Origin of the sequence: Marinobacter sp. NFXS11, assembly GCF_040148675.1 — a bacterium.
In the GTDB taxonomy this organism is placed as follows: domain Bacteria; phylum Pseudomonadota; class Gammaproteobacteria; order Pseudomonadales; family Oleiphilaceae; genus Marinobacter.
The window spans coordinates 1,053,400-1,068,896 of record NZ_JAGDDV010000002.1 but is presented as its reverse complement, the minus strand read 5'-3'; the positions used below and the strand labels follow the sequence as shown (position 1 = coordinate 1,068,896).

Sequence of the window (15,497 nt, the reverse complement as noted above, 5' to 3'; positions counted from 1 at the left end):
TTCGCCAAAACAGGGAGTTTTATGCAGGCCGAGCTGGTCGACATCCGCAATCACATGGCTCAATATCCGCCGTTTGACGAGATGGCCGAGGAACTGCTCGACAGAGTGGTTGGCGACATCGAAGTTGTGTACTTCAAGGCCGGGAGCCAGATCCTCGAACTGGGTGACCCGAGCAGCTGGCTGTATTACGTGCGCAGTGGCGCCGTCGAGATCTATCGGCGCACCGGGGAGCTGTACAACCGGATCAGCGAGGGCGAAGTCTTCGGCCAGTTTGGCCTGTTGATGAACCGGAAAGTGCGCTTCCCCGTCAAAGCCCTGGAAGACGTTCTGCTGTACAAGATCCCTTACGATACCTTCCAGTACCTCTGGGAAAATGACGACAACTTTGCCGATTTCGTTGAGATTGAAGACCGAAGCCGCCTACGATCCGCCGTTTCCCGCCGCGAAAAGTCCAACCAGTTGATGACATCGAAGGTTACCCGTTTGATTGCCCGGGAACCGGTGTCAGCGCCCCACACCGTTCGCCTGCAGGAAGCGGCGCGGATCATGACCGAAAACGGCGTCTCAGCACTGCTGCTGATGGATGAGGAAGGTGACAAGCCCTTGCTCAAGGGCATCATTACCGACCGGGACCTGCGCACCCGGGCCCTCAGCGAAGCCCTGGCCTCGGAAACCCCGATCAGCGAGATCATGTCGGAGGATCTGATCACCATCCGCTCGAACATGTTCATATTCGAGGCCATGCTCACCATGCTGCACAACAACGTGCACCATCTTCCGGTGATGGATCGGGATGAGGTTCGCGGCGTGATTGCGCTGTCTGACATCGTGAAGTACGAGAGCCAGAGCAGCCTCTACCTGGTCAGTAACATCTACCATCAGCAGGATGTAAAAGGCCTGAAGAAAATCAGCCTGGATGTTCGGGACAGCTTTGTTCGCATGGTGAACGAAGATGCCAATTCCCACATGATTGGCAGTGCCATGGCCGGTATCGGGCGCAGCTTTACACAGCGCCTGCTGGCACTGGGCGAAGAGAAACTCGGCCCCCCACCCGTGCCCTACTGCTTTATGGCGCTCGGCTCCATGGCGCGGGACGAGCAGCTGGTGGTCACGGATCAGGATAACGCCATGATCCTGGACGACAGCTTTGTGCCGGAAGAACATGACGAATACTTCCTGGAGCTGGCGAAATTCGTCAGCGATGGCCTTGCGGAGTGCGGCTATACCTACTGCACCGGCGACATCATGGCCACCAACCAGAAATGGCGGCAGCCACTGCGCGTCTGGAAGGACTACTTCACCGACTGGATTGATAATCCGAAAGCCGAGGCTCTGTTAAACAGCAACATCTTCTTTGATCTGGATGGCATCTACGGCGAGACCGACTTTGCCGAACAGCTCAAGACACTGGTGGCCGACAAAGCCAGCAACAGCCAGCGGTTCCTGGCAATGCTGGCGCGCAACGCCCTGAACCGCACGCCGCCGATCGGCTTTTTCCGGACTTTCGTGCTGGAAGAGGATGGCAAGCACCAGAAGACCTTCAACCTGAAACGTCGCGGAACAGCGCCCCTGTCGGATCTGATTCGGGTTCATGCCCTGGCCTGCGGCTCCCGTGCACAAAACTCGTTCGAGCGACTGAAAGCCATCGGCAACACCAAGCTCCTGCTGGACGACGATCTGGGCAACCTGAGGGATGCGCTTGAGTTTATCTCCATCGTTCGTATCCGGCACCAGGCCCTGGCAATCGAGGCTGACCGGCAGCCGGACAACAACGTACGGCCCGAAGACCTTTCACCGTTTGAGCGCAGCCATCTCAAGGATGCGTTCCAGGTAGTCAGCGGTGCCCAGAAGTTCCTGAAATTCCGGTATCACGCCGGGGTGGCCCGTAATGTCTAGTGAGGAGCAGGCCGAGAATTCTGTTACACGCCTGCCATGGCCCGAGCAATTCAAGGCCCTGGCGGAGCAGAGCAAGTCCCCGATTCTTAAAGCCTATTACGAGAGTGGGTGTGTGTCGCCGGAGACGCCCTTATCCGAGGTGCCCTTTGTCGCGCTCGATTTCGAGACCACCGGGTTGGACGCCAATCAACATTCGATTGTCAGTATCGGTCTGGTGCCGTTTACGCTCGACGGCATCCAGCTGGGCAAAGCCCGCCACTGGATCGTGCGGCCCAAGCTCCCGCTGCACCAGACCTCGATTACTATCCACGGCATTACCCACAGTGATATCGACCAGGCACCGGATATGACCGACATTCTGAAGGACCTGTTTGCCAGTCTGAACGGGCGTATCCCAGTGGTTCACTACCGCAACATCGAGAGATCGTTCTTCGACGCCGCTCTGCAATGGCGCCTGGGAGAAGGCATCCGGTTTCCGTTGATCGATACGATGGCCATAGAGGCCCACTTGCATCCGGACCGAAACCCGTCACGCTGGCAACAACTGCTGGGGAAGAAGCCCGTGTCGATTCGACTGGCTGACAGCCGGCTGCGTTATGGGCTGCCTCACTATGCCGCCCACAACGCCCTGATTGATGCGGTCGCCACTGCCGAACTCCTGCAGGCCCAGGTGTTGCATCATTTCAGCCGAGAGACCAGGGTGGCGGACCTTTGGTTGTAATGTGATTGTCGGATTACGCTTGGCTAATCCGACCAACTTGAATCATGAGGTTACTGGCCCGCAATGTCGGTTTCCGGTTTGACGTCATCAATCCACTCACCATAGCCGGCCTGTTCCATCTTCTCCAGCGGGATAAAGTCCATCGCCGCGGAGTTCATGCAGTAGCGCAGCCCTGTTGGCGCAGGGCCATCGTTGAATACGTGGCCAAGATGGGAATCCGCATGGCTACTGCGAATTTCCGTCCGGGTCATGAAGAACGAACTGTCTTCACGCTCCACCACAGCATCCGGCGTAATCGGCCGGGTAAAGCTCGGCCAGCCGGTACCGGATTTATACTTGTCGCGCGAGGAGAACAGCGGTTCGCCAGAGACAATATCCACGTAAAGACCGGGCTTCTTGTTATCCCAGTACTTGTTATTGAACGCCGGCTCGGTGCCGTCTTCCTGGGTCACTTCGAACTGCATATCCGTCAGGCGCTGCTTCAGGACCTCCTGCCCCGGCTTCTCAAAACGTTCCGGATTGAAACCGCTGCCCATCTCACCTTTTCCGGCACTGGCGTTATCACCGGACACCAAGTCGTCACTGGCATCAACACTGGCGTCTTCCTGGAAGCGGGAGAAATCCAGCTCGTAGTCCTCGCCATACACCTTCTCGATAAACTGGTAGCGGCCAGAGTTGAAGGTATAGAAGTTGTAGCGGACCGGATTTTTCTTGTAGTAGTCCTGGTGATATTCCTCCGCCGGGTAGAAGTTCTCCAGCGGCTCGATGGGGATCAGCACCGGATTGTCATAGACGCCAGAGGACTCAAGTTCCTGCTTGGCTGCTTCCGCCAAGCGCTTTTGCTCGGCGTTGTGGTAGAAGATCGCCGGGCGGTACTGCTTGCCCCTGTCGACAAACTGTCCGTTTATGTCGGTGGGGTTCATCATGCGCCAGAGCCCTGCGAGCAAACCTTCGTAGGTCATTTGTTCAGGGTCGTAATACACCTGAACCGCCTCGGTGTGACCGGTCTTGCCCGAGGAGACCTGCTGGTAACTGGGGTTCTTCTCCTTGCCGCCTGCATAGCCGGAAACGGCCTCAACCACGCCAGGAATTTTTTCGTAACCCGCTTCCACGCACCAGAAACAGCCACCGGCGAACGTTGCCACGGCCAGATCCGGATCATCCGGCGCATATTTGCTCATCTGCGATTCCGACTTTTCGGCAACCGCATAGGTGGTGAACAGCCCTGCTGCAGAGACCAGAGCCAATACTGAAAACATACCCACTATCTTGCGTTTCATCAGACTTCTCCTTCACGTGATTCCATTCCTACAGCGTAAGGTCATGGATTCACGAAAACGTTCACCAGGTGTTACGAATTCATAACGCTGTGGATTTTTCTCCGCCCGACCCATAATTGTCGCCGGCCAGAGGCAACCAGACGTTGAAAACAGCACCATCGGCATTGCGGACAGAGAGTTTCCCCTGCTGTAGTGAAACCATCCTCTGGGCAATGGCGAGCCCAAGCCCGGCATGTCCCGTTCTGGAAGCACCTGCGGCCTGGTAAAAGGGTTCGAAGACGTGATCGAGGTCCTCATCATCAATGCCGGGACCAGCGTCCGCTACGGTAATCTCCGCACCACCGTCCCTTTCGGCAACGCTCAGTGTGATCTCCGTGTCCTTTGGCGAATGGCTGATGGCGTTGCTGATCAGGTTATCCAATACCCGTTCGGTCATGGCGATGTCCGCCAGCACCTGGACCGGAGCCACGGAGACAATCGACAGGGCAACGCCGACGCGCTCCGCCTCGGGCTGATGCTTCTGCACCACATCATGCAGGAGTTCGGCAACCACAAACGGTTCCGTCTTCGGCTGTTTCTCCCGGGCATCCAGTGCGGCAAGTTCAAACAGTTCCTCCACCAGGCGACCAAGCCGATGGCTTTCGGCCAGGGCCACATCCAGGAAACGTGTCCGCTCCTCGGCGGCGAGCGTGTCCTGTTTCATGCGCAAAGCTTCGATATAACCCTGGATGGATGCCAGTGGCGTTCGAAGGTCGTGGGAGACCTGGGCAACCAGCTGCCGGCGCTGGGCATCCTTGTGTTTCAGAAGGTCCAGCTGGGCAACAATCCGCTGGGCCATCTGATCAAACCGGGCGGCCAGGTAATCAATGTCATCACCTTTGCCCGCCACCGCCGCGGTGCGCTCAGGCGACATACCGCGCTCGAAGGATTCCACCCGCTCGGTCAGCCTCGACAGCCGACGCGTCAGCAGCCGGAAGAACACCAGCCCGGCCAACAGGCCGACAAACAGGCTCACCGCCAGCGCGCCCGCGCCCAACTGGAGGAGCCGGTTACTGTGCACCATGCTCTCGGCCAGATCATACTCCTCGCCGCGCAGAACCACGTAGAGGTAACCCGTTGTATCCTCCGCCGAAGGCACCGGCGTTACCGAGAAGACCTTCCGCTGGTCATGGCTGCGCGGATCATCACCGGGCAGTGGGTAAGCGCCCGGGTTTTCAAGCAGGGTGCGTACCGGTTCCAGGGATACCCGGTTGCGCTTGATCTTGTTCGGGTCGGCAGAGTAGGAAAGGATGTTACCTTCGGTATCCAGTAGATAGATTTCAATGCTGGGATTGATGGTCATATACAGCTCAAAGAGCTGCTTCAGGGCATCCCGGTTGAGCTCGCCATCAGTTACCAGATTGCGGTCAGACACCAGGTTACGGGCGAGGTCGCGGTTCAGTTGCTGGTTGACCGCAGCCGAGTATTCCCTCACCGAAGCCAGACTCAGAAAGGTAAAGAGCCCACCCACCACAAGCAGCAGCAGGAAAAGACCGATCGCAAGCCGGGCATAGAGGGTACGGAAGACAGACAGTGCCATCGCTAATCCATGAACCGATAGCCAACACCCCAGACCGTCTGGACGTATCGTGGGTCGGCGGGATCGGCCTCAATCTTGTTGCGCAGCCGGTTTATGTGGGTGTTCACGGTATGCTCGTAGCCCTCGTGGTTGTAACCCCACACAGAATCGAGCAGCTGTGCCCGGCTGAACACTCTTCCCCGATGGGAGGCAAAGTGCCAGAGCAAATCAAACTCCCGGGCGGTCAGATCCACTTCCCGATCAGCCACAAAGACCCGCCGGCGAACCGGATCAATCCGAAGCCCGTCCACCTCGATCTCATCGGTTTGATCGCTTGCAGGCGTCGCCTGCGAGAGGGCATCCACTCGCCGGAAAAGGGCTTTGATGCGGGCTGCCAGCTCCGCCACGCTGAACGGCTTCGTCAGGTAATCGTCCGCGCCCATCTCCAGGCCCAGAACCCGATCCAGCTCTGTGCTCTTCGCGGTAAGCATCAGAACCGGCACATAACCCGGGCAGGCACGTATCTCCCGGCACACCGCCAGGCCATCCAGGCCGGGCAGCATCAGATCCAGGATCACCAGATCAATTCCACCCTCACGGAACCGCTCCAGGCCGGTGTCCCCCCGGTCCACGAGCACGGGCTTCATTCCCAGATCTGAAACCTGCATGCGCACCAGCTCACCGATGCCCGGGTTGTCCTCAATAATCAGTACCGTTCGCGTCATGGTAATGGGCTTCGCTGAATTTGCCGGTGGCTTTCGATGCTTTCATGGCAGAGTGTAGGCGGAAAAGTTCACAAAACCATCACAAGCCGTCAGAACCGCGCGCATAGCCGGCTCCGGGTTTAGCCGTTAAAATGAATCCAAATTCGGGCATGAGGTTTCAGTGGCAGACAAAACCGTAACGAGGGCAACACCGGCCGAGGCGTTCAAGCGGGCACGTCGCATGTGGCTCAAGGGTGAGCGCATTCACCTGGCGCCGCTGGCTGATGAGCTCGGAATTGGCCGCGCCACCCTGTTTCGCTGGGTCGGTAACAAGGATCTTCTGATCGGCGAGATTCTCTGGTCACTGTATGAACCCCTCTGGCGCCAGGCCATGGCGGAAACACCCGGCACTGGCGTGGACTACATTGTCGGCGTTTACCGGCGCACCAATTCCGCCATCCTGCACTTCGAGCCGCTGCGGCGATTCATCAACCAGGACCCGGAATACGCCCTGAAGATCCTCACTTCATCCCAGTCCATCCTGCACACACGCACGGTGGAAACCAATACGCGGATGCTGAAAGACCAGGTTTCGGCCGCGCATATCAAGCCACCAATGAACATCTTCAGCCTGTCTTACTTCATGATTCGGCTTGCAGAGTCCTGCCTGTACAGCGACATCATCGCCGGACGCGAGCCAAGGGAAGCGGAGTTGGAGGATGCCTGTACGGCCGTGCGGATTCTGCTTGGGGGGAAGGCCTGAAGTTTGGTGGCTGGCCCCTGGGCGGGGTGTCTTTTCTGCCCCGTGGCCGATCTGACTTTCGGGGATCTGTCGGATTACGGCTTCGCCTAATCCGACCTACATACTGCATGCTCAACATCACAGTAGGTCGGGTTAGCCAAAGGCGTAACCCGACACCGCACGACATTCGAACCTCACAGTAGGTCGGGTTAGGCAAAGCCGTAACCCGACACCAGGCTCCAGCCATTACAACTGCAGCGAGCGAACTTCCAGAAACTCCTCCAGGCCCCACTTGCCGAATTCGCGGCCAATACCGGAATGCCCAAAGCCGCCGAACGGCGCCATGGGGTTGAACGCGCCACCGTTGACGAACACCTGGCCGGTGCGCAGCTTGCTGGCGATTTTCTTGGCCTTGGCATCGTCGCCAGACCAGACCGCGCCGGAAAGTCCGTACTGGGTGCCGTTGGCGATTTTCACGGCTTCGGCTTCATCGTTGTAGGGAATCACGCATAGCACGGGCCCGAAGATCTCTTCCTGGGCGATGCGGCTGTCTGGCTTAACATTGCCGAAAACCGTCGCCTTGACGAAGTAACCCTTATCGCATCCCTCGGGCGCTTCCGGCCCACCGGCGATGAGCTTGGCACCTTCCTGGATACCCAGTTTGATGTAGTCGATCACCTTGTCACGCTGCTGGGCAGAGGACAGCGGGCCCAACCGTGTGGTTTCTTCCAGCGGGTTACCCGGGGTCATTTTAGCCACGGCAGCTGCGGCCAGTTCACAGGCTTCATCGTGCTTATCGGCCGGAACCAGCATCCGGGTGAGAGCGGTACAGGTCTGGCCGGAGTTCAGAAGGCAGTTGTTGATTGTGCCTTTAACGGCAGCCGCCAGGTCGGCGTCCGGGAGGATCACCGAGGCGGATTTGCCGCCCATCTCCAGGGCGAAGCGTTTGAAATCGTCCGCCGCAGCGTGGGCAATCAGGTTGCCGGTACGCGTGGAACCGGTGAAAGACACCATTCGTACATCCGGATGCTTGATCAGCGTGTCGCCGACGGTGTGGCCATAACCGCATACCATGTTGAACACGCCCTTGGGCAGGTCGGTGCCATCCAGAATCTCGGCAAGAATAAACGCCGTCTGGGGAGCGATTTCGGAAGGCTTGAGCACCACGGTGCAACCGGCCGCAATCGCCGGGACGATTTTCAGGATCACCTGGTGCAGCGGGTAGTTCCAGGGGGTAATGCAGCCAACCACACCCACCGGGGCGTATTGCACCTCGGAGTTGCCGGACTGTTCGGTAAACGGGAACTCAGGCAGCAGCTTCAGGTAGCTCTTGGTCACCGCAGCCGGCATACCGGCCTGGATCGGCGTGGCCAGTTTGATGGGCATGCCCACTTCCCGGCAGACGGTCTCGGCGATTTCCGGCGCGCGCTCTTTCAGGCCCGCGTGCAGCTGTTCCAGCACCTTGATTCGTTCTTCCAGGGTGCTTTCCGACCAGCTTTCGAACGCCGCATCGGCGGCAGCAATGGCCTGTTCCATTTCATCCGCGCCGGCGGCGGGAACACGGGCAATCACGTCACCGGTGCCAGCTTCGTGAACGTCGATCATGTCACCGGCCCAGCTCACCCATTGGCCGTTGATGTAGTTCCTGTTCAGCTCGTTCATGCTTCCCCCTTCATTCAAATACGATAACGCCTCGAGCGTTCTTGCCTGCCACCATATCATCGAATGCCTGTGCGGCTTCTTCTATGGGGTAGGTCCGGGTAACCAGTTCGTCCAGCTTGAGTTTACCAGCCTTGTAAAGACCCAGGATTCTGGGGAAATCATGCTGCGGTCGGGCCGAGCCCAGCCAGCTGCCTTTGAGCGTTCGCTCGTCCGCTGGCAGGGTCAGGGTGGTCAGTGAGGTCTTGTCCTTCGGATCTGCCACGCCAACGACCACGGCGGTACCTCCACGGCCCAGGCTTTTATAGGCCTGTTCGACGACCGGACCTGCGCCGACACATTCAAACGCATAATCGACACCGCCAGTCAGCTTTTTAACGGCTTTAGCCGCGTCTTCCACCTCGTTGATATTGATGGTGTGGGTGGCGCCGAACTCCTTCGCCATCTCCAGCTTGGTGGGGTTGCTGTCAACCGCAACAATCATCTCGGCACCGGCAGTAACACAGCCCTGGATCGCGTTCAGGCCAACGCCACCGATACCAAACACGGCTGCTCGGGAGCCAGGCTCCAGCTTTGCAGTATTGAAGACAGCGCCGACACCGGTCATCACGGCACAGCTGACCAGGGCGGCGTTCTGCATCGGCACGGTTTCATCCACTTTGACGCAGTTGTCCACGTGCATGGTGGCGAACTCGGCCATCACGCCGCAGGCGCCGAAGACGTTCAAGGGTTCGCCGTCGGCACCTTTGGTTCTGACGGTGCCATCCGGCAGGTTGAACATGGCCTTGCGGGCGTTCTCGCAGAGCACCGGGCGGCCACGAACACACTGGCTGCATTTGCCGCACATGGATATGAAGGTACTCACCACATGGTCGCCTTCCTTGAAGGCTGTGACGCCCTCACCGACTTCGACAACCACGCCGGCGGCTTCGTGCCCCAATACAAGAGGAGGCGGGTAGGGAATCTTACCCGTGGTGGCGGACAGATCGCTGTGGCAGACGCCGCAGGCCGCGATCTTGACGGTGATTTCATCCCGCTTGGGGCCTTCCACCGTGATGGTTTCCACCTGAACAGGGTGCCCCCATTCCCGGCAGACGACGGCTTTTGCTTGTCTGTCCATGCATTTCCCCTTTTGGTCAACAAGGGGTCAGAAGAAAGCACTCTTCTGACCCTGATCTCATACAGGCCGGCTTCAAACCACCTCGAACAGGCCAGCAGCACCCTGGCCACCGCCGATGCACATGGTGATCACCACGTATTTCGCCCCACGGCGCTTGCCTTCGATCAGGGCGTGGCCTGTCTGGCGGGCACCGGTAACACCAAATGGGTGGCCGATGGAAATTGAGCCGCCGTTTACGTTCAGCTTCTCCATGGGAATGCCCAGGCGGTCACGACAGTAAATCACCTGGGACGCGAAGGCTTCGTTCAGCTCCCACAGATCAATGTCGTCCATGGTCAGACCATTGCGCTCAAGCAGGCGCGGAATCGCATACACCGGGCCGATGCCCATCTCATCCGGCTCACAACCCGCCACAGCGAAGCCACGGAAAATCCCCATGGGTTCAATGTTGTGCTTCTCGGCGTAGGTGCTGTTCATCACCGTGCATACTGAGGCTCCGTCCGACAGCTGGCTGGCGTTGCCGGCCGTGATGAACTGCTCCGGGCCGCGCACCGGCTCCAGACCCGCCAGGCCCTCAAGGGTCGTATTCGGGCGATTACACTCGTCACCTTTCAGGGTCACCTGCTTTTCACTGACCTCACCGGTTTCCTTGTCCTTCACAAGCATGGTGGCGTCGAACGGCACAATCTCATCGTCAAACTTGCCCGCCTGCTGAGCCGCTGCAGTACGCTGCTGGGAAATCAGCGAATACTCATCCTGGGCTTCACGGCTGACGTTGTAGCGCTTGGCGACAATATCCGCCGTCTCAATCATCGAAAGGTAAAGCTCGGGCTTGTTCTTCATCAGCCACTCGTTGGTGGCATGGAAGCTGTTGATCTTCTCGTTCTGCACCAGGGAAATGGACTCAACGCCCCCGGCCACCATGGCCGGTACTTTCTCGGACACCACCCGCTGTGCCGCCAGGGCAATGGACTGCAACCCCGAGCTGCAGAAACGGTTGATGGAGAACCCGGCAGTAGTCACCGGAAGACCGGCGCGAATGGCCGCCAGACGGGCAATATTCCGGCCCTGGGCACCCTCCTGGAAGGCTGCACCCATGATCACATCCTCAACAATAGCCGGATCAATACCGGCGCGATCGACGGCGTGTTTGATAACGTGCCCCGCCAGATCGACACTGTGGGTGTTATTCAAAGAGCCTCGATAGGATTTACCCAGGCCAGTACGAGCTGTGGAAACGATGACTGCATCAGACATAACAATGCCCTCATTTTTCGAAATATGTAGGTCGGGTTAGGCAAAGCCGTAACCCGACATCGAATTGATCATGCCGCTTGGGTTGTCGGATTACGGCTTCGCCTAATCCGACCTACAGGTCCAAAGTACTAACTGAACCGGTCGTGGGGCGGGGTGCCTTTTCCGCCGGGAAAAGATGTCTGAGCGAAGCGAGTTGCTTTTCCCAGAGGAAAAGGCACCCCGCCCCGCGACCAGCCCCAAGCTATGCTTTAAAGGTCGCCGAATTTCTTACCTTCGCTGACCAGCTTCTCAAGCAAAGCCGCCGGCTCCCACTGCTCGCCACCAACGGTATCCTGGTACTTCTTCACCGCCGAAAGAATCGTATCCAGACCTTCCTGATCGGCCCAGAACATGGGGCCACCGCGATAGGCCGGGAAGCCATAGCCGTAGATCCAGACAATGTCGATATCCAGCGGACGATCGGCGATGCCTTCCTCCAGGATCTTCGCGCCCTCATTGATCATCACATACACGCAGCGCTCGAGGATTTCCTGATCGGTAATCTCCCGGGGCTTAATCCCCTCTTCCTTGCGGAACTGCTCGATCAGCTGCTCCACCTCCGGGTCGGGAATCGGCTTGCGGCTGCCTTCCTCGTACTTGTATACACCTGCCTGGGTCTTCTGACCAAGGCGGCCCTGTTCGGCAAGCTTATCCATCCAGCTGGCGGGAATGTCTTCGCCAGCCTTGCGGCGCTCTTCGCGAATCCGGTAACCCACATCAATCCCGGCCAGATCGGACATCGCGAACTGGCCCATGGGGAAACCGAGATCGGTCAGCACCTTGTCGACCTGCTGCGGGGTGGCGCCCTCGTCCACCAGGGACATGGCCTCGGTGCCACGCTTGTGGAGCATCCGGTTGCCGACAAAACCGTAGCAGTTGCCCACCATGACGCCCACTTTCTTGATCTTCTTGGCAACCGCCATCACCGTGGCCTTGACCTCATCGGAGGTCTTGCTGCCACGCACGTTCTCCAGCAGCTTCATGACGTTGGCCGGGCTGAAGAAGTGCATACCCACCACGTCTTCGGGGCGCTTGGTGGCAGAGGCGATTTCGTCGATATCCAGGGTTGAGGTATTGGACGCCAGAATCGCGCCCTGCTTGCAGACCTCATCGAGCTTGGCAAAGATTTCCTTCTTGACGGCCATGTTCTCGAACACCGCCTCAATCACCAGGTCAACGTCCCGGAAATCGTCGTAGGTCAAGCTCGGCGTGATCAGCGCCATTCGCTGCTCCACCTGCTCCTGGGTCAATTTGCCCTTCTTGGCGGAGTTCTCGTAGTTGCGGCGAATAATGGCCAGGCCCTTGTCCAGGGCATCCTGCTTGACCTCCACGATAGTGACCGGAATGCCCACGTTGACGAAGTTCATGGCGATACCGCCACCCATGGTGCCGGCACCGATAATACCAACACTCTTTACGTCACGAACCGGCGTATCCTTGGGTAGCCCCTTGACCTTGGAGACCTCACGCTCACCGAAGAACGAATGGATCAGGCCAGCGCGCTGGGGTGATTCCATGCATTCCATGAACAGTTCCCGCTCGCGCTTCATGCCTTCGTCAAAAGGCAGATTGAACGCCGCTTCCACAGCGTCGACACACTTGAACGGGGAGAACAGGCCCCGGGCCCGCTTCTTCAGTTCTTCACGGAACTGGTCAAATACATCACTGCCCTTGTCCGCCTCGATTTTGTCGGTGATATCGCGAACACGGCGCACCGGTTTGCCTTCGTCGACCACTTTCTGCGCGTAGGCCATGCCCACTGCGCGGACATCGTCGCCTTCTTCCACGGCATCAAGAATGCCGAGGGCCAGGGCATCGTTGGCGCCGACGAATTCGCCAGTGGTGATCATCTCCAGCGCTTTCTGGGCGCCGGTCAGGCGCGGCAGCCGCTGGGTGCCGCCAGCACCGGGCAGCAGACCCAGCTTCACTTCCGGCAGCCCAACCTTGGCGCTGCTCACGGCGACGCGGTAGTGGCAGCTCAGCGCGGTTTCCAGTCCACCGCCCAGGGCGGTGCCATGGATCGCGGCAACCAGCGGCTTGTCGCTGTTTTCAAAGGTGTTGACCAGCGTCGGCAGTGTGGGCTCCTGCATGGGCTTACCGAACTCACGGATGTCGGCGCCGGCAATAAACGTGCGCCCTTCGCAAACCAGCAGCAGCGCCTTGGCCTCTGAATCCTTCTGGCCCTGCTCCAGGGCTGCGAGCAGACCAGAACGAACAGCCTGGCCGAGGGCGTTTACCGGCGGGTAGTTCACGGTAATAACGCCGATGTTGCCTTCCCGGTTATAGCTAACGACCTCAGACATGATTTCTCCTCGCATTCGTTCTGAAATATGGTTTTAACTAGCGAAACATGCGTACGATTTAATACAAGTTCGTTTGTGGTTTCAACCACCCATTAAACTACAGGCACAAAAAAACCGCAGGGGTTCCTCTGCGGTTTTTTGGTTTGGAGTTTGTCGAAGTTGGCTTCAAACACCCAGCGATTCGATATCGCCCGCCAGCATTGCCAGCTGGTGGGCAATGGAGCCCCGAAGCTTTTCAGCGGGCACCAGGTAGGACGGCGCGGCACAGGTCAGGGCCATGATGGTGCCATCCTGCAGGTGGATGGGCACGCCGGCGGAGTTGATGTTGCGATCCCACTCTCCGATGGACAGGCAGAAGCCATGCTCCTTGTAATCCTTCATGGCCTGATCGAGGCCGGCCTTCTTCTCGGGCCAGTCGTCTCCGAATTTGGCGGCCATGGCGTCGTCAATGACCAGACGGGCCTTGTCGCTGATGGCGCAGTAGTAGGCGCGACCGGCGGAGGTGGTGGCCATGGGCAGTTTCAGGCCGATGTCCATGCGCAGCAGGGAGGCTTCCGGTGGCAGCCGGTTCTCCACGTAAATCATGTGCAACCGGTCCCGGCAGGTAAGGCCGACCGACATGTTGGTCTGACGGGCGAACTCGTCCATGTAGGGCTTGGCCAGCTGGCGCACCTTGAGGTTAGACACATAGGCATAACCCAGTGCCAGCACCCCGGAACTGAGCTGGTATTTCTCCAGCTGGGTGTTGTAGCTGAGGTAACCCAGCTTGGTGAGGGTGTAGGTCATCCGCGACACAGTCGGCTTGGGCAGCCCGGTGATGCGGGCGATGTCCTGGTTGCCCAGGATGACAGGACCCTGGCTGAACGCCCGTAGCACATCCAGGCCACGGGACAGGGCTTCGACAAACTTGCGGTCTTTCTCCGGCTTCACGGGCTCACCGTCAGTGGATGCCACTTTCAGTTCGGGTGAGATCTGCTTTTTTCCTGCCATAATGGGACGTCCTCCAACCGCGTCGCCCGCTCCGGTGCCCGGTGTATTAATTTGGTGAATAACTAAAGATGCGCCATTTTAATCGCTGCAGAAATCAAGTACCAGAAAGTCTTTTCAAAATGCGTACCAAATATGAAACACTTATTACTTATGTTTCAAATCGGAAATCGCAAGGCGGTATTCCATACCGACTTTTTCGAACTTGACCGATTTGCTGTTCTGCATGGCAAAACAAACTAGCAGCCATCGAACACTGTGACGACCCCCCGGAGGCGAAATGAAGATTCTTTTTGTGGCAGGCGACCCGAAACCCGAGCGCTGGACAGTGCCCATCAAAGAACTGCTGCCGGAAGCCGAGGTTTACGTCTGGGATCCGAACGGTCCCGCCGTTGACGCGGATTACGCCATCGTGTGGCAACCGCCCGAAGCCCTGTTCGAGCGGGAAAGGCACCTGAAAGCGGTGTTCAACCTCGGCGCTGGAATCGACGGGCTGCTCAAGGTAGCCAACCTTCCCAAGGACCTCACGGTCGTGCGCCTGGAAGACGCGGGCATGTCGGTGCAGATGGCGGAATACGTGCTGCATCAGTTACTGGAAGCCAGCCGCGAGATGGAGACCTACCGGGAGCAACAGCGTCAGGGGGTCTGGAAAATCCATCGGCCTATCAAACGCAGCGAGTGGCCGGTGGGTGTCATGGGGCTGGGCCATATCGGCAAGCGGGTTGCTAGCACGCTGGCCAATCTGGACTATCGGGTGAGCGGCTGGGCCCGCCGAGAACATAGCCTGGAAGGTGTCAGCACCTATGCCGGCCAGGACGAGCTCGGTGACTTTCTGAAAGCCACCCGGGTTCTGGTCAACACCCTGCCACTGACCGACAACACCCGAGACATCATCGACTATGAATTGCTGAGCCGGCTTCAACCGGGCGCCGTGCTGATCAACGTTGGCCGGGGTGAACATCTGGTCGAGGACGACCTGCTCCGGGCCCTGGACGACGGTACCTTGCTGCGCGCATCCCTTGATGTATTCCGGAAAGAGCCCCTGCCGGAGGGACACCCGTTCTGGCAACGGAAAGAAATCACCATTACCCCGCACATCTCGGCCCGAACCCTGCGGGATGCCACCATCGAGCAGATCACCGGCAAGATCCGCGATCATGCCGAGGGCCGCGCCATTACAGGCATCGTGGACACCGCACGGGGCTACTGATCACGTCAATAGCTGCGGCGC

General features: G+C 58.6%; 12 protein-coding genes. 4 read left to right on the top strand and 8 right to left on the bottom strand.

Annotation, left to right across the window (positions count from 1 at the left end; all coding sequences use genetic code 11):
- The first annotated feature begins 21 nt into the window (after positions 1–21).
- Both J3362_RS13875 and J3362_RS13870 read left to right on the top strand, forming a co-directional pair.
- Entirely contained in the window at positions 22–1,896 is a 1,875-nt protein-coding gene (locus J3362_RS13875) for a putative nucleotidyltransferase substrate binding domain-containing protein (protein ID WP_349520960.1), read from the top strand.
- On the top strand, positions 1,889–2,617 hold the full coding sequence (locus tag J3362_RS13870) for a 3'-5' exonuclease (protein WP_349520429.1): 729 nt from the start codon (positions 1,889–1,891) through the stop codon (positions 2,615–2,617). The genes J3362_RS13875 and J3362_RS13870 overlap by 8 nt, the downstream gene beginning before the upstream one ends.
- 50 nt (positions 2,618–2,667) lie before the next feature.
- Here the strand turns inward: J3362_RS13870 and msrB are convergent, their stop codons facing one another.
- The 3 genes from msrB to J3362_RS13855 form a co-directional block, all read right to left on the bottom strand.
- Complete coding sequence (gene msrB, locus J3362_RS13865; RefSeq protein WP_349520428.1) at positions 2,668–3,897, bottom strand: peptide-methionine (R)-S-oxide reductase MsrB; 1,230 nt, start codon at positions 3,895–3,897, stop codon at positions 2,668–2,670.
- A 79-nt stretch (positions 3,898–3,976) separates the two neighbouring features.
- Positions 3,977–5,476: a sensor histidine kinase gene (locus tag J3362_RS13860; protein ID WP_349520426.1), complete on the bottom strand. Its 1,500-nt coding sequence runs from the start codon at positions 5,474–5,476 to the stop codon at positions 3,977–3,979.
- A gap of 2 nt (positions 5,477–5,478) precedes the next feature.
- Positions 5,479–6,180 (bottom strand): response regulator transcription factor, encoded by a 702-nt coding sequence (locus tag J3362_RS13855; RefSeq protein WP_349520425.1) that lies wholly within the window; start codon positions 6,178–6,180, stop codon positions 5,479–5,481.
- Between the two features lie 160 nt (positions 6,181–6,340).
- Between J3362_RS13855 and J3362_RS13850 the strand changes: the two genes are divergently transcribed.
- A complete protein-coding gene (locus tag J3362_RS13850) occupies positions 6,341–6,922 on the top strand; it encodes a QsdR family transcriptional regulator (protein ID WP_349520424.1) in 582 nt (193 codons plus the stop codon).
- Between the two features lie 225 nt (positions 6,923–7,147).
- On the opposite strand, the gene J3362_RS13845 is transcribed toward J3362_RS13850, so the two are convergent.
- From J3362_RS13845 to J3362_RS13825, 5 genes are all read right to left on the bottom strand, one after another.
- On the bottom strand, positions 7,148–8,563 hold the full coding sequence (locus J3362_RS13845; RefSeq protein WP_349520422.1) for an aldehyde dehydrogenase family protein: 1,416 nt from the start codon (positions 8,561–8,563) through the stop codon (positions 7,148–7,150).
- A gap of 10 nt (positions 8,564–8,573) precedes the next feature.
- On the bottom strand, positions 8,574–9,680 hold the full coding sequence (locus J3362_RS13840; RefSeq protein ID WP_349520420.1) for a zinc-binding dehydrogenase: 1,107 nt from the start codon (positions 9,678–9,680) through the stop codon (positions 8,574–8,576).
- Positions 9,681–9,752: 72 nt separating this feature from the next.
- Complete coding sequence (locus J3362_RS13835) at positions 9,753–10,937, bottom strand: acetyl-CoA C-acyltransferase (RefSeq protein WP_349520419.1); 1,185 nt, start codon at positions 10,935–10,937, stop codon at positions 9,753–9,755.
- A 248-nt stretch (positions 10,938–11,185) separates the two neighbouring features.
- A complete protein-coding gene (locus tag J3362_RS13830) occupies positions 11,186–13,279 on the bottom strand; it encodes a 3-hydroxyacyl-CoA dehydrogenase NAD-binding domain-containing protein (protein WP_349520417.1) in 2,094 nt (697 codons plus the stop codon).
- A 165-nt stretch (positions 13,280–13,444) separates the two neighbouring features.
- Complete coding sequence (locus tag J3362_RS13825; RefSeq protein WP_014579059.1) at positions 13,445–14,269, bottom strand: IclR family transcriptional regulator; 825 nt, start codon at positions 14,267–14,269, stop codon at positions 13,445–13,447.
- Between the two features lie 277 nt (positions 14,270–14,546).
- Between J3362_RS13825 and J3362_RS13820 the strand changes: the two genes are divergently transcribed.
- Positions 14,547–15,476 carry a 2-hydroxyacid dehydrogenase gene (locus J3362_RS13820; protein WP_349520415.1) on the top strand — a complete coding sequence of 310 codons (930 nt, stop codon included), beginning with the start codon at positions 14,547–14,549 and terminating at the stop codon, positions 15,474–15,476.
- Positions 15,477–15,497 lie beyond the last annotated feature (21 nt).

What these genes read in the sequence shown, in the direction of transcription:
- J3362_RS13875 (WP_349520960.1), top strand. Translation starts at nt 22, where the DNA reads ATGCAGGCCGAGCTGGTCGACATCCGCAATCACATGGCTCAATATCCG.
- J3362_RS13870 (WP_349520429.1), top strand. Translation starts at nt 1,889, where the DNA reads ATGTCTAGTGAGGAGCAGGCCGAGAATTCTGTTACACGCCTGCCATGG.
- msrB (WP_349520428.1), bottom strand. Translation starts at nt 3,897, where the DNA reads ATGAAACGCAAGATAGTGGGTATGTTTTCAGTATTGGCTCTGGTCTCT.
- J3362_RS13860 (WP_349520426.1), bottom strand. Translation starts at nt 5,476, where the DNA reads ATGGCACTGTCTGTCTTCCGTACCCTCTATGCCCGGCTTGCGATCGGT.
- J3362_RS13855 (WP_349520425.1), bottom strand. Translation starts at nt 6,180, where the DNA reads ATGACGCGAACGGTACTGATTATTGAGGACAACCCGGGCATCGGTGAG.
- J3362_RS13845 (WP_349520422.1), bottom strand. Translation starts at nt 8,563, where the DNA reads ATGAACGAGCTGAACAGGAACTACATCAACGGCCAATGGGTGAGCTGG.
- J3362_RS13840 (WP_349520420.1), bottom strand. Translation starts at nt 9,680, where the DNA reads ATGGACAGACAAGCAAAAGCCGTCGTCTGCCGGGAATGGGGGCACCCT.
- J3362_RS13835 (WP_349520419.1), bottom strand. Translation starts at nt 10,937, where the DNA reads ATGTCTGATGCAGTCATCGTTTCCACAGCTCGTACTGGCCTGGGTAAA.
- J3362_RS13830 (WP_349520417.1), bottom strand. Translation starts at nt 13,279, where the DNA reads ATGTCTGAGGTCGTTAGCTATAACCGGGAAGGCAACATCGGCGTTATT.
- J3362_RS13825 (WP_014579059.1), bottom strand. Translation starts at nt 14,269, where the DNA reads ATGGCAGGAAAAAAGCAGATCTCACCCGAACTGAAAGTGGCATCCACT.
- J3362_RS13820 (WP_349520415.1), top strand. Translation starts at nt 14,547, where the DNA reads ATGAAGATTCTTTTTGTGGCAGGCGACCCGAAACCCGAGCGCTGGACA.